13 protein-coding genes are annotated in these 14,094 nt (G+C 42.0%); 2 read left to right on the plus strand and 11 right to left on the minus strand.

Features of this window, described 5'->3' with window-relative positions:
• Nucleotides 1–47: 47 nt before the first annotated feature.
• Genes Ami103574_RS13350 through pduB form a run of 7 tightly spaced genes read right to left on the minus strand, consistent with a single transcriptional unit; the run spans nucleotide 48 to nucleotide 6,502 of the window.
• A complete protein-coding gene (locus tag Ami103574_RS13350) occupies nucleotides 48–749 on the minus strand; it encodes a hypothetical protein (protein WP_163067460.1) in 702 nt (233 codons plus the stop codon).
• A 10-nt stretch (nucleotides 750–759) separates the two neighbouring features.
• Complete coding sequence (locus tag Ami103574_RS13355) at nucleotides 760–1,206, minus strand: EutP/PduV family microcompartment system protein (RefSeq protein WP_163067461.1); 447 nt, start codon at nucleotides 1,204–1,206, stop codon at nucleotides 760–762.
• Nucleotides 1,203–1,556, minus strand: coding sequence for a BMC domain-containing protein (locus Ami103574_RS13360; protein WP_163067462.1), 354 nt, complete (start codon nucleotides 1,554–1,556; stop codon nucleotides 1,203–1,205). The genes Ami103574_RS13355 and Ami103574_RS13360 overlap by 4 nt, the downstream gene beginning before the upstream one ends.
• Before the next feature lie 25 nt (nucleotides 1,557–1,581).
• Nucleotides 1,582–2,373 (minus strand): glycyl-radical enzyme activating protein, encoded by a 792-nt coding sequence (locus Ami103574_RS13365; protein WP_163067463.1) that lies wholly within the window; start codon nucleotides 2,371–2,373, stop codon nucleotides 1,582–1,584.
• A complete protein-coding gene (locus tag Ami103574_RS13370; RefSeq protein WP_163067464.1) occupies nucleotides 2,373–4,922 on the minus strand; it encodes a glycyl radical protein in 2,550 nt (849 codons plus the stop codon). The genes Ami103574_RS13365 and Ami103574_RS13370 overlap by 1 nt, the downstream gene beginning before the upstream one ends.
• A gap of 14 nt (nucleotides 4,923–4,936) precedes the next feature.
• On the minus strand, nucleotides 4,937–5,713 hold the full coding sequence (locus tag Ami103574_RS13375; protein WP_163067465.1) for an MIP/aquaporin family protein: 777 nt from the start codon (nucleotides 5,711–5,713) through the stop codon (nucleotides 4,937–4,939).
• A gap of 15 nt (nucleotides 5,714–5,728) precedes the next feature.
• Nucleotides 5,729–6,502, minus strand: a complete 774-nt coding sequence (pduB, locus tag Ami103574_RS13380) for a propanediol utilization microcompartment protein PduB (RefSeq protein WP_163067466.1) — start codon at nucleotides 6,500–6,502, stop codon at nucleotides 5,729–5,731.
• Nucleotides 6,503–6,799: 297 nt separating this feature from the next.
• Between pduB and Ami103574_RS13385 the strand changes: the two genes are divergently transcribed.
• Nucleotides 6,800–8,011: a sensor histidine kinase gene (locus Ami103574_RS13385; RefSeq protein ID WP_163067467.1), complete on the plus strand. Its 1,212-nt coding sequence runs from the start codon at nucleotides 6,800–6,802 to the stop codon at nucleotides 8,009–8,011.
• Between the two features lie 24 nt (nucleotides 8,012–8,035).
• Complete coding sequence (locus tag Ami103574_RS13390; protein ID WP_207710502.1) at nucleotides 8,036–8,773, plus strand: response regulator transcription factor; 738 nt, start codon at nucleotides 8,036–8,038, stop codon at nucleotides 8,771–8,773.
• Nucleotides 8,774–8,867: 94 nt separating this feature from the next.
• Here Ami103574_RS13390 and Ami103574_RS13395 read toward each other — a convergent pair whose 3' ends face one another.
• The 4 genes from Ami103574_RS13395 to fusA all read right to left on the minus strand — a co-directional run bounded on the left by Ami103574_RS13395 (nucleotide 8,868) and on the right by fusA (nucleotide 14,062).
• On the minus strand, nucleotides 8,868–9,788 hold the full coding sequence (locus tag Ami103574_RS13395) for a pseudouridine-5'-phosphate glycosidase (RefSeq protein ID WP_163067468.1): 921 nt from the start codon (nucleotides 9,786–9,788) through the stop codon (nucleotides 8,868–8,870).
• Nucleotides 9,789–9,832: 44 nt separating this feature from the next.
• The gene (gene yfcE, locus Ami103574_RS13400; protein ID WP_163067469.1) at nucleotides 9,833–10,393 is read right to left on the minus strand and encodes a phosphodiesterase; all 561 of its coding nucleotides are present in this window, start codon (nucleotides 10,391–10,393) and stop codon (nucleotides 9,833–9,835) included.
• 365 nt (nucleotides 10,394–10,758) lie between these two features.
• Complete coding sequence (tuf, locus tag Ami103574_RS13405; RefSeq protein ID WP_163067470.1) at nucleotides 10,759–11,952, minus strand: elongation factor Tu; 1,194 nt, start codon at nucleotides 11,950–11,952, stop codon at nucleotides 10,759–10,761.
• Nucleotides 11,953–11,998: 46 nt separating this feature from the next.
• Nucleotides 11,999–14,062 (minus strand): elongation factor G, encoded by a 2,064-nt coding sequence (fusA, locus tag Ami103574_RS13410; RefSeq protein ID WP_163067471.1) that lies wholly within the window; start codon nucleotides 14,060–14,062, stop codon nucleotides 11,999–12,001.
• Nucleotides 14,063–14,094 lie beyond the last annotated feature (32 nt).

Raw genomic sequence — 14,094 nt, forward strand, 5'->3', positions numbered from 1 at the left:
CTTAATCTGTTTAAACTGGCGAACCATATTATCACAAATAGCTACAGTTATCGCTTTCTCTGACATTCTTTTCCTCCAACAGCTACACAAATCACTTGGGACAGGCAGTTAATTACTTGATTCACTTGGGCAATGATTTCCTCACATCTCATGTGCTCCTTTTCATTGCCCTCATAAACTTCCATGACCATGGATTCCACTTCTCGAATCGCACATCGCAGCTGATGTAATTTTAAAATTTCTTTGCCTTTATCAAGCTGCATGTGTATTTCTGTTATATCAAAGCAATCCCCCATATCCTGATGGCAGTTATCAACATCAATACCACTGCACGCCTTGAAAAAAATCTTCTCCTTTTTTTCTTTTGATTGGATTTCCTGCCGGATGGTTGAAAATTGCTTGCCTAGTTTTAAGATATCCTGTGCTAGAAAAAGATCCAGTGCGATGGATTCTTTGCTGATTAATAGAAAAAGACTCTCGATTAGTTTCAATCGGTTTATCAATTTCTTCATTTTCCAGTGGTCTCTCTCCATCGGTTTCCCAGTATCGTTTATCTGAATCGGGGCCTCTTGGTTTTGAACAGCAACGGTTTTATCAGCTGGAATATCTACTCTATATAGGTTCATTCCTCGATCGGTTAAAAACTGTCTCGCTCCGGGAGTTAGCCTTGTTTCCGGCAGTAATTCATAGGTGGTAAAAGGTTCTTTTCTGTATATATCCCGTAATTCTTCTTCGGTAATAAACTTCATTTTTTCCCCCTTACTCATCGTGATTTTCAAATAGATATTTTTCCAAGGCTTCAAGACCGAGGCCCCTTGGAATACTTACTTTAAAGTAAGGTTCCAGGACTCCCATCCGCTTCAACTGTTTGATACAAACCTCTTCATTATCTGGTTTCAAATCACATTTACTGATAATTCCCACCACCGGACAATGAAAGATCTTGGCAAATCCAGGAGAATAAACTTCAATTGGTCTTGACTGATCCACTAAGATCAGTACATGGGAGGCATCTTGTGCTGCGGCAATAATATGCTTGTACATCCAGGCATTTTCAATATAGGATGCCGGTACATCTATCGTCTTAGCACCATACATCAGATCCGGCGTTTTTCGAAGCGAACCGTTATTGTTATTAAATGTATTTACTAGGGTCGTCTTTCCACAATTGGTGGGACCCACCACCATTACTCGTTTTCGTCTCATGTTCGCGTAATGGGTGCCGTCATAAAGGCCAACATATTTTTCAACGTGTTCACGACAGCAACCAGTGCTGTTTCAACACTTTGAACATCTCCAACAATGACAACAGATCCGGTAAACCGATCTAAAAATCCGATTTCAACCTGCGCAGTTTTAGTTGCAATATCTGCGGCTATAATGGCCGTCTCATATGGAGACAATGTCAATATACCAATCGCACCTTTATCGTCAATTCCCAAACGTTCATAAATGTCAGGCGTAGGAGAGGCAATTACATGGGCAATCGTGACTTGTTTGCCAGGCACCGACTCTTCGATAACACGCTGTATTCCATTTGTAACAATTTCTCCCATGTAGATGTCCCTTTCTATTCCTTCATCAGCCGCCGATTTGACAAGGCAATCCGGTTTTCTTGACGACTTCCAGCAGTTTACTCATGTCTTCCTGTGATAGGGGCTCGATGGAATTGAACTCATAATCTCGTTCCAATCCCTGATATTTGCTCTCTCCAAGTCTATGATAAGGCAGTAAGTGAATTTCCTTTACACCTTTCAAGTTTGCTACATAACAGCTAATGGCCTCTATTTCCTCTGCTGTATGATTAAACGTAGGGATTACCGGAATTCGGGCAATAAGCGGAATATTTTTATCACTTAGCTTCGCCAAGTTGGATAAAATCAAGCTGTTAGATTGTCCTGTAAAAATCCGGTGCTTCTCATCAGAAACATGCTTCACATCATATAAGATCAAGTTGACAAAAGGAATCAGGGGCTCAATTGTTTCAAAGCTTGCAAATCCACTTGTTTCTATTGCGGTATTAATGCCGGCCGTATTACAAGCTTCCAGAATAGCTTTGGCAAAGCCAGGCTGCGCCAGAACCTCTCCCCCAGACAAGGTAATGCCTCCCCCAGATCTCCTGTAATAGATGCTGTCCTTTTTCACCTCGCTCATGATCTCCGCTACTGAAACCGTCTTGCCTACGATTTTAGGCTCGCCTGCTTCCACAATAGGCTGGCAATCCATATCCTGTGTTTCTGGATTGCAGCACCATTTGCATTTAAGCGGGCATCCTTTTAGAAAGACAAGGGTCCTTATCCCTGGTCCATCATGAACGGAGAATCGTTGTATCTCGGTGATGATTCCTTTTGTATTGTAAACTGCTTGATTCATTAAAACACCTGCTCTGTTCTCGCAATAATATCATCCTGTAACGTTTTATCCAACGCTACGAAGTGAGCACTATATCCAGCAACTCGTACAACTAAGTTTTTATAAGCATCTGGATTTTTCTGTGCTTCCAGCAAAGTCTCTCTGCCAACCACATTATACTGAACATGCATGCCCTTCTGGTCAAAGAATCCTCTTACCAGTGCGGAGAGTTTTTCAAGACCTGCCTGTCCACTTAATGCAGAAGGATGAAATTTTTGATTAAATAATGTACCATTTGAAGCACTGGCGTGGTCTAGCATGGCTACAGAATTTGCAGCGGCAGTCGGCCCGTTTATATCTCTTCCCGAAATTGGAGATACGCCATCGGCCAATGGCTCACCAGACTTTCTTCCATCTGGAGTTGCGCCAGTTTGAGAACCCATCGGAACATTTGCAGACACCGGATATAGACCTGGCTGGAAAGAACCATTTCTCGGATTCTTATGCTTTTCTACTTCCTTGCAATACACTAAAGCAACTTCTTTTGCCATTAAGTCTACCGAATTAATGTCATTGCCAAACTTTGGAACAGCATTAATATCGTTCATCAATCTAGTGCACTCTACATTTTCTCCAGCAGCATTTCCAACTTTAGATAGGCCTTCCACTAAAGCAGTCAGCATGCTTGCCTGTTCCTGCGTAATCTTTTTGCCGCCTTCCGTTAACTTGCTTACTATATTTTCGATATCCGTTCTTGTAATGCTACCCATTGGGCTTGCTGTTACAGTTCCCATCCCTTCAAAGTTGCAGGCCATAGCTGCCTTTATCTGCTGAATGGTGTAAAGCTTCTTGTCGTATACTAGTTCCTTTAATACTTCCATGGAATCGGCAACATTGGCTACACCAACACCCTGAGGACCTGTAAAGTTATAAATTGCGCCGCCTTCCTGTACCGACTTGCCTCTTCCAATACAATCTTCTACCATGGAGGACAAGAAAGGTAATGGGGCTCTTTCACTGTGTGCCAAATCTACTGCATTGTCTGCATTGGCCAATAGAGATACAAAGTATTCCATTTGTTCTTTATAAGCATCCATTAATTGATCAAAGGTGGTGAAGCTCGTTACATCTCCCGACTTAGGACCTAGCTGCAAGCCATTATCACAGCCATTGTTCAGCATGAGTTCCATTACTCTGGCCAAATTGAAGAATGCCGCATCATGCCACCCTTCGGTTTTACCGCCCTTCTGAGGTTCAACACAGCCAATAATACCATAATCTCTTGCATCCTCAAAAGTTAAGCCTCTGCTAACAAGAGCCGGGATAATCACTTCATCATTGTAATAAGCAGGCATACCTAACCCAACTCTGCTTACTTCAGCAGCTTTCATCAGGAATTCATCCGGTGACTTATTCCAAACACGTATTGAAATGGACGGCTGCGGTAATTTAGTATGCTCTGTGGCTTCTAAACAAGCAATGGATAATTCATTGGTTGCATCTAACCCCGTCTTATCCTGCCCACCAACAATTAGATTCTGGAACATTGGATATCCGCCAAATCCCTTTGTGGAACCTTCATCTCTAACTTTGTTAATATCATTAAACTTGACCCATAGACAATCAAGCAATTCCTGTGCACTTTCCTTGGTCAATTTATTGCTTTTAATGTCCTCAATATAGTATGGGTACATGTATTGGTCAAATCGAAGAGGAGAAATGGAGTGACCATTGGATTCAATTTGAATAATCGCTTGTACAAACCAAAATGACTGAATGGCTTCATAAAAATCTTTTGCAGGCTCTGCCGGTACCCTTTTACAGTTCTGCGCAATTCTAAGAAGTTCCTGGCTTCTAATACCGCTTGTCTGTGCTGCCAGGCTCTCAGCTAGCTCAGCAAAACGCTGTGCAAAACGAATAGCTGCTTTTGCCGTAATAATAACAGCTTCTAAAAAATTTCTTTTTTTAATGAAATCAGGACAGTTTCTATCCGCATTTTCCATCTCATCGGTTGCTTCTTTGATGATGCCATTGAATCCTACTTTCAGGACCTTTGCATAATCCACCCCGATATGACCTACTCCGTTAAAATAGTAATTTCCTACTGTAAACATATTGCGCTCAATAGCAGTTCGAGTTTCCGGATACATATATTGAGTTGCCAACTCATTGACTGTTTTACCATCCCAATAAGTAAAGGCTTCTCTCAGCTTGCTCTTTGACTCTTCACTAATCTCAAAAACATCACCTTTTCTAAGCCCCAATGTTTCAAATTCATCTAAAAGCCATTTATAAGAGTATTCAGGAAATGCTTGAGTTGAAAAGGGCGCTTTAGTTAAATTTCCTACAATCAATTCATTCTCTCTGATGACGATAGGAAGGTTATGCAGTACATGCTCCAACGCCTTTGCTTTCCTCAAAACAGTCGGTAGATTTTCTGTTGACCGATAGGATTCGGTAACTAGAGCTGCTCTTTCCCATTCAATCTGCGGCTTTCCTTTAAATAGTTCATCAATTAACCCCTGAATTCTCGGGCTTACACTTACATTTGATATATCTAAAATTTTCATAATTTACCTCCCAATTAGATGAAACGTTTTCCGATAACGTTTTTGTAAAGAGCACCTGCTATTAACCCTCCGGCAATGGTGGCAAATATAGGTATAATTAAACCGTAGTAATGCGATCCTAAAGCCTTATCTCCCCATCCACTCATTAAAAGAAATAACCTTGGTCCCAGATCTCTTGCCGGATTCATGGCAAACCCCGTTAAAGGGCCTAATGCAATACCGGCGAAAGTAACACTTGCACCAATCATAATAGCTGGAATGCCTCCCGTAGGCGCCGCACTGTTATTGGCATCTGTAGTCGCAAATATAACTAATACTAGAACAAAGGTTAAGAACATTTCGTTGATAAAGGCTGTAAACATACTTACAGATGCACCAGCCTGGGTAACAAAGATGCCCCCCGCACCCAAACCTTCCGTGGTTCCGCGAATGATACCATTTGCACTTTCAAACGATAAAATGTTTGCCCTGAACAGAAAATATACCAATGCTGCTGCAGTGATACCACCGACAATCTGTGCCACTATATACGGCACAACTTTTTTCTTATCAAATCCGCCAAATGCAGCTAATGCGATAGTGACCGCTGGATTTAGGTGAGCCCCGCTTATGCCGGCAACTATGTAAATGGCTAGAGAGATTGCAACTCCCCAACAGGCAGCCATCCAGGGATAATTAATATCGCTCAAGCCCAGAACTAAAACTGCTACGGAACCAATACCTATCACTAAAAAGAAAAATGTACCAAACCATTCCGCCAGGCATTGAGCCCCTAATGAATCCTTTTTCATTTAAGCTCTCCTCCTTTACCATACAGGGGAAGTAACAGATAGCGGATTTTGTCCCATACCTCTTAATACACTTAACCCAACTTCTCTGGCTTCCAATACAGCTTGTCTCACCGCTCCTGCATCGCCTGTAAAAGTAACAATAATTTCACTAGAGAAGCAAGTACCTTGTGAAGGGCTTGCATAAGTTACAATGTCAACATTTGCGGTCTTGAGTGCCACATCCGCCATTAGCATACCAACGGCAGCCGGCGCGCCTACTGTGATGCCGAAGGCCTTGCCTACCGGCGCACTAAATGCTTTTTCCAATGCGAAGCTTGCTCTTGCCGTATAGTGCAATTCGATGTGTCCAGCATCACAGCCATACACATTTCCAAAATTCTCTTCTAATTCACCGAGCATAATTTCTACCGCTCTTCTTGAATCAGATACATCCTCTGAAGCAAAAATAATGGTACTCCCATGCCCTGCACCCCCCTTTGTATCTCTGGCAAATTCAACTGAGGCGATAATCGAGTTGGTGGCTTTTACTGCTGTGTCCGCAGACATAACGTGGGGAGCACCACCGGTTCTGGAACTTACGATTCCAATAGATCTGTACTTCGGATCCAACTTAATCCTTTCACGCAAATTTGCATCTAAATTTGCAATAACCAGTCCAACTGTATCCCCTATGCCAGCTCCTACAAATTCCGTCAGGCTGCAGGTACCACTATTCCCTGTCGGCCCAGCGGTACTGCTGCCATTTGTTTCTACAGCTTCCATAATCTTTTTTAAAAGATCGCTTTCCATACTTTTACCTCCACTTAAATTTGTAATTTTGGATAATCTAGCGTTTAGGCTTAGTTTACTCCACAATAAAAAGTATTTATTTCATAAAATTCACGAGTAATAGAAATAATACCACTCAGGAAATTGTACTTTTTCCACCTCAAAATTTTCCATAAGCCTGACGATTCCTTATCTGTAAGGGATTTTAGAAATAAGTTAACAGAAAATTTACAATTGTAAATACCTGTCCATTTGTTATATGATAGCACTATAACAATAATTATTCGTCTATACACGTTCAGTATAGGAGGTATCGATATGCAAGACTTCATCGGTAAATCATTGGAAGATATTCTTGATAAAGACGAATTTATGGCCGTTCAGGATGAACTGTCAAATTTACTTCAATTCTCCGTAATTACAGTAAATACAGGAGGGATTCCGATTGGACATTGGAATAATTTTACTGATTTTTGTCGCCTTATTCGCAGTTCTGAAAAGGGATATAAAAACTGCATAGAGTGTGACCGGGTAGCAAGTCTTCAAGCCGTCAAGCTAGGTGTCCCCCAAAGTTATATATGTCACTGTGGTCTTAGAGATTGTGCTGCTCCCATCATTGTTGAAGGGCAGCATCTAGGCAGTGTACTTGGCGGACAAGCCGTCACTTCCGAAGAAGAAAGAAATAACATTGATGTTGATAGGCTTTCTGAGCAATTTAGCATTTCTAAGGAAAAGTTAAATGACGCCATTGCCAAGCTGGAAGTTGTTTCCGAAGAGTATCTGCAAAGATGTATGAAGTTTTATAGTTTCATGGGGACATATCTGGCGGAAATAAGCATAAAAAAACTTACCCAGGAATCCTTGGCTAAGGAAACTAGTGAAAACTTTAAATTACTTCAATTAGTTAAAGAGCAGGAACTAAAGCGCATGAAAGCTCAAATGAATCCCCATTTTTTGTTTAATGCCCTTAATTCCATTGCTAGAACGGCATTACTTGAAAACGCCCCTAAAGCAGAGCAACTAATCTATGAACTGTCAGACTATCTTAGATATACCATTAAAAATGTAGAAGAAATGCCAACGATTCAACTGGAACTTGATAATTTGATGCATTATATTGCCATCCAAAATACTAGATTTGGAAACCGCATCTCTTTTTCTATTACAATTGATCCGCATATACTTGAATATAAAATTCCTTCTATGACTTTACAACCTCTTGTGGAAAATGCCATTGTACACGGAGTGGAATTACTAAAGGAAGGCGGAAAGATTACTATTACAGGCAAGAAAAAAGCAAAAGAATCGAACATTTATTTTTCAATTATGGATAATGGTGTTGGATTTCCGAATCACATCCTGCAATTATTTAATAGTAATTTAGATAAGAATGATAATACCTTGGGTTTAGGTTTATTAAATACTCATGCAAGAATTCAACAGAAATTTGGATTTGAATATGGATTAACTATTGAGAGTGAGCCCTTTGTCTCCAATTGTGTAACCATTAAGATTCCTTGTATCACATAAAAATAAATAAAAAGGTGGGTGCTCATGATGTATAAACTTTTAATTGCTGAAGATGAAGAGTTAGAAAGAATAGCGCTGAAGAAGATTATTGAGTCTAACTTTTCCAATATTAACGTTGTTAATTCTGCTAAAAATGGAGAAGAAGCAGTCAACCTGGCTCGGACCTATATGCCGGATATTCTCTTGATTGATATTCGTATGCCCGTAAAAAATGGTATTGAAGCGCATAAACAAATAATAAAATTTCATCCTACTATTAAAACCATTATTATTACTGCTCATAGTGAGTTTGTTTACGCACAAGAAGCTATTAAATACAATGTTTACGATTTCTTGCTAAAGCCGGTTTCGCCAAGCGTCATATGTAACTGCATTCAATCTATTATTTCTTCGACTGATAAAATTACTACGACTGTTGAAACACCTTTTAGTCAGGAGATTATTAATCAATGTCTCAATATCATTGAATTAAATTACTTGAATGACTTAAGTTTAGCCGATATCGCACAGCAGGTTCATTTAAGTGAGAAGTATTTTAGTAGATATTTTAAATGTAAAACGGGTCATACCTTTACGCAATATGTTCAAATGCTCAAAATTAATCGGGCAAAAACACTTTTGCTTAATCCTAATATGCCGATTTTTCGAATTGCAATGGATTTAAAATTTTCTGATTCTGCTTATTTTACAAAAGTATTTTTTAAACATGAAGGGCTCACACCAAGACAGTACCGACAGCAATACGTATCTAATAAGTTATAAGTCTATTTGTTTCCCCCTAATTCACCTATATTACTTAAATCTATAAGAAAAAAAATAGGGCCGCCTTGCATGAGGCGGCCCTATTAAGGCGTAATTATTTAAACATCTCTCCAGCAATCTGAGCTGCCAGCTTAGCGTTATTGAATACCAGCTGAATGTTGGCGTCCAAACTTTCCCCGCCGGTAATCTCCTTAATCTTAGCCAGCAGGAATGGTGTGGTCTCTTTACCCTTGATACCCTTTTCTTTAGCTTCTTCCACTGCTTCTTCAATACACTTATTGATGTAAGCTGAATCCATAGCATATTCCTGTGGAATCGGGTTAGTCACCAACATGCCACCTTTCATCTCTAAATCCAGTTTGGCTGTCCAAGCATCTGCGATCTCCTTCGGTGTCTCCATGCGATAGTCCACGTCAAAGGCACTGTCTCTGGTGTAGAATGCCGGCAGCGTCTTTGTCTGATAGCCAATCACCGGAACCCCCTTCGTTTCCAGGTATTCCAAAGTCAGGCCCAAATCCAAAATAGACTTAGCTCCTGCGCAGACAACCATTACTGGCGTCATCCCCAGCTCTTCCAGGTCAGCCGAAATGTCCATAGTTACCTCTGCTCCTCGGTGAACACCGCCGATTCCTCCTGTGGCAAAGACTTTAACGCCTGCCATAGCTGCTAGAATCATCGTTGTCGCTACAGTAGTCGCACCATCTTTCTTTGCTGCCACCAGCACAGGCACGTCTCTCCGACTAGCTTTGGTCACTTCCAGGCCTTTCTTACCTAAGTAATCAATTTCCTCTGGGGTGATGCCCACCTTCAAGCGTCCCTCTATGATAGCGATCGTAGCCGGAACGGCTCCTTGATCACGGATAATCTTTTCCACTTGCAAAGCCGTTTCCACATTTTGAGGATAAGGCATGCCATGAGAAATAATAGTAGATTCCAGCGCTACCACTGGCTTACCTGCCGCTAAAGCCTCCTGCACCTCAGGGGCTACATCTAAATGTTTGTTCCATGTATTCATTCGCTTAGACCTTCCTTTTCTTTTTGTTTTTCTTAAACAATTTGTTATTTTAAGTTGTATTCCATGTAATCGTTTCCTTGGAAATCCCTCCAGGTGAACCGGTTGCCTTCCAACAACATATAGCTCTGAGGGCTATTTTCTTTCGGTATGGACACGGAACCTGGATTCATGTAAATATAGTCAATCTGACCGCCTTCTCCATAGCCTACACATTTAGGAACATGGGTATGCCCATTGAGAAGGATGTCTCCCTTATTCAATGGGGGCAGATTGTCTGGATTGAACTGGTGACCGTGGGTAGCGTATAACATCCGACGACCCAGATAGAGGATGAAATAATCGGCTAATACTGGAAAATTCAGTACCATCTGGTCCACCTCTGCCTCACAGTTTCCCCGAACACAGAGGATTTCCCGGCTCATGCTGTTGAGCATGGCGATGACCTTTTTCGGGTCGTAGTCCCGCGGCAAATCATTTCGGGGGCCATGGTAGAGTATATCTCCCAACAGCAATAACTTTTCTGCCCCTTCTTCTCTGTAGGCTTCTACTAGTTTCTGACAGTAGTAAGCCGAGCCGTGTATGTCCGATGCGATCATTATTTTCATACAAATCCTCCTTCGCATTTCACTATCAATCCATATCCCGGAGTTCATTTTACCACAAAATGCGCTGAGTTGCACTCCTTCCATTACAAAAATCTATTTTGTTGCAAAAAAAGTGACTGTAAGGTGCTCTTCGCTTCTATATGCTGGTCTTTAGGCTCTAGTTTTTTGATATCTCCTATAGAGAAATCCTGCTGTGGGATAGACGGGTCTGTTCAAAAACAAGTTTGCAATCGGTATTGAACTTATCTTCAAAAAAGAGAAGGCCCGTAAAGTCTTTCGACTTTCGGGGCCTTCTCTTTTTATTGTAGTGAAATTGCCATGAAACAATTAACTGACAATCACCTATTTTTGTTTTCAGCTAGAGCTTACTCGATAACGGAAGCTACAACGCCGGAACCTACTGTTCTTCCACCTTCACGAATAGCGAACCGCAGTCCTTCTTCGATAGCGATTGGTGTGATCAGTGTGATGGTCATCTGGATGTTATCTCCAGGCATGCACATCTCTGTTCCTTCTGGTAACTGTAAATCTCCTGTTACGTCTGTTGTTCTGAAATAGAACTGTGGTCTGTATCCGTTGAAGAATGGAGTGTGTCTTCCACCTTCTTCCTTCTTCAGTACATATACCTCAGAAGTGAACTTTGTGTGTGGGTGGATTGTTCCTGGTGCGCACAGTACCTGGCCTCTTTCGATTTCAGTTCTCTGTACTCCTCTCAGCAACGCTCCGATGTTATCTCCTGTTTCAGCCTGATCTAACAGCTTTCTGAACATTTCGATACCTGTTACAACTACTTTTCTTCTCTCTTCTGTCAGTCCGATGATTTCTACTTCATCGCCTACCTTCAGCATTCCTCGCTCTACTCTTCCTGTTGCTACTGTACCACGTCCTGTGATAGAGAATACGTCTTCTACCGGCATGATGAACGGCTTGTCGTTGTCTCTCTCTGGCTCTGGAATGTAGGAGTCTACTGCTTCAAACAGTTCTACAATCTTGTCTCCCCATGGTCCTTCTGGATTTTCTAATGCACCCAGTGCGGATCCTCTGATGATTGGTGTATCATCTCCTGGGAATTCGTATTCGTCAAGAAGCTCTCTCACTTCCATTTCTACTAAGTCTAACAGTTCTTCGTCGTCTACCATGTCACACTTGTTTAAGAATACCAGGATATACGGTACGCCTACCTGTCTGGACAGCAGAATGTGCTCTCTTGTCTGTGGCATTGGTCCGTCTGTTGCTGCACAAACCAGGATTGCTCCATCCATCTGTGCTGCTCCTGTGATCATGTTCTTTACATAGTCAGCATGTCCCGGACAGTCTACGTGTGCGTAGTGTCTGTTCGGTGTTTCATATTCTACGTGAGAAGTAGAGATCGTGATACCTCTCTCTCTTTCTTCTGGCGCCTTGTCGATCATATCAAAGTCAACCTTCTGACCTAAACCATATCTCTGGTTTAATGTCTTTGTGATGGCTGCTGTAAGTGTCGTCTTACCGTGGTCTACGTGACCTATCGTTCCGATATTTACATGTGGCTTTGTTCTCTCAAATTTCTGCTTTGCCATTTTATATATTCTCCTTTATACAAATCTAATCAATTAGATAACCGTATTATTTGTTGATCTTTTCAATCAAGCTGTCAGGCAACTTTTCAAAGTGGTCCATCTGCATAACATATACACCACGGCCCTGAGTCTTGGAACGCAGGTCTGTTGCATAACCGAACATTTCTGAAAGCGGAACGAAACCTCTAACAGCAACGGCTCCGTTGTTCATGTCAGAACCTTCGATTCTTCCTCTTCTGGAGCTAATGTCGCCGATTACGTCGCCCATGTAGTCTTCCGGAACGGTAACTTCAACTTTGAAGATTGGTTCCAGAAGCACCGGCTTCGCTTTCTTGCAACCTTCTCTGAATGCCATGGAAGCGGCAATCTTGAAGGCCATTTCGGAGGAGTCGACTTCGTGGTAAGAACCGTCGTACAGTTCAACGCCCACGTCTACTACATTGTATCCAGCTAGTGGACCAGTCTGCATCGCTTCCTTGACACCTTCTTCAATCTTAGGAATATATTCTCTAGGAATGGAACCGCCCACGATGGCATTTTTAAATTCAAAGCCTTCGCCTGGTTGTCTCGGATAAACACGAATCTTAACGTGACCGTACTGGCCTCGTCCACCTGACTGCTTCGCATACTTGTGATCAATGTCAGCCAGCTGAGTGATGGTCTCCTTATAGGATACCTGTGGCTTACCAACATTCGCTTCAACCTTGAACTCTCTCAGCAATCTGTCTACAATGATTTCCAAATGAAGCTCACCCATGCCGGCGATAATAGTCTGTCCGGTTTCCGTATTGGTGTATGTCTTAAAAGTTGGATCTTCTTCAGCCAGCTTAGCTAAAGCAATACCCATCTTTTCCTGACCAGCCTTAGTCTTTGGCTCGATAGCGATTTCAATAACTGGATCCGGGAATTCCATGGATTCCAGAATGATTTCGTGCTTTTCATCACAGATAGTATCACCTGTGGTGGTATCTTTGAAGCCTACAGCCGCAGCAATATCACCGGAGTAAACCTGATCGATTTCCTCTCTCTTGTTGGCGTGCATCTGTAAGATTCGGCCGATTCTTTCCTTCTTGCCCTTTGTGGAGTTGTATACATAGGAACCAGACGTAACGGTACCGGAATACACTCTAAAGAAGGCCAGCTTTCCAACAAACGGGTCTGCCATAATCTTGAAAGCCAAAGCGGAGAACGGTGCTTTATCGTCAGCCGGTCTTTCAGCTTCTTCTTCAGTTTCAGGAATGATACCCTTGATTGGCGGAATATCCACCGGAGATGGCATGTAATCGATTACTGCATCAAGCATCATCTGAACGCCCTTGTTTCTGTAAGCAGAGCCACAGGTTACAGGAATCATCAGCCCCTCAATGGTGGCTTTCCGGATGGTATCCTTAATTTCCTGCTTTGTCAGCTCTTCTCCCTCTAAGAATTTCATGGTCAGTTCTTCATCGCATTCGGCAACGGCTTCAATCATCTTTTCCCGCCATTCGTTTGCCTGTTCCAGCATATCTGCCGGAATGTCTGTAATGTCAAACTCCTTACCCAAGTCATCCTTATATATCTCTGCTTTCATCTCTACTAAGTCGATAATTCCAATGAAACTATCTTCAACACCGATCGGTAACTGAATAGGAACTGCGTTCGCTTTCAATCTATCCTTAACCATATCAACAACTCGGAGAAAATTGGCTCCTAAAATGTCCATCTTGTTGATGAAAATCATTCTAGGAACACCGTACTTATCAGCCTGTCTCCAAACAGTTTCAGACTGAGGCTCTACGCCGCCCTTGGCGCACAGAACAGTTACAGCTCCGTCCAGAACTCTCAGAGAGCGTTCTACTTCCACTGTAAAGTCTACGTGTCCCGGTGTGTCGATAATATTGATTCTATGACCTTTCCATTGTGCCGTAGTAGCAGCAGAGGTTATTGTGATACCGCGTTCCTGCTCCTGCTCCATCCAGTCCATAGTAGCGCCGCCTTCATGAGTCTCCCCAATCTTGTGCGTTTTTCCTGTATAGAACAATATCCGTTCTGTTGTGGTGGTCTTACCAGCGTCAATATGCGCCATAATACCAATGTTTCTTGTTTTTTCTAACGTAAAAGCTCTAGGCATAATAACCCTCCCTTCTGCTATTCTTTGTTATT

Source organism: Aminipila butyrica, from assembly GCF_010669305.1.
Classification (GTDB): Bacteria; Bacillota; Clostridia; order Peptostreptococcales; family Anaerovoracaceae; genus Aminipila; species Aminipila butyrica.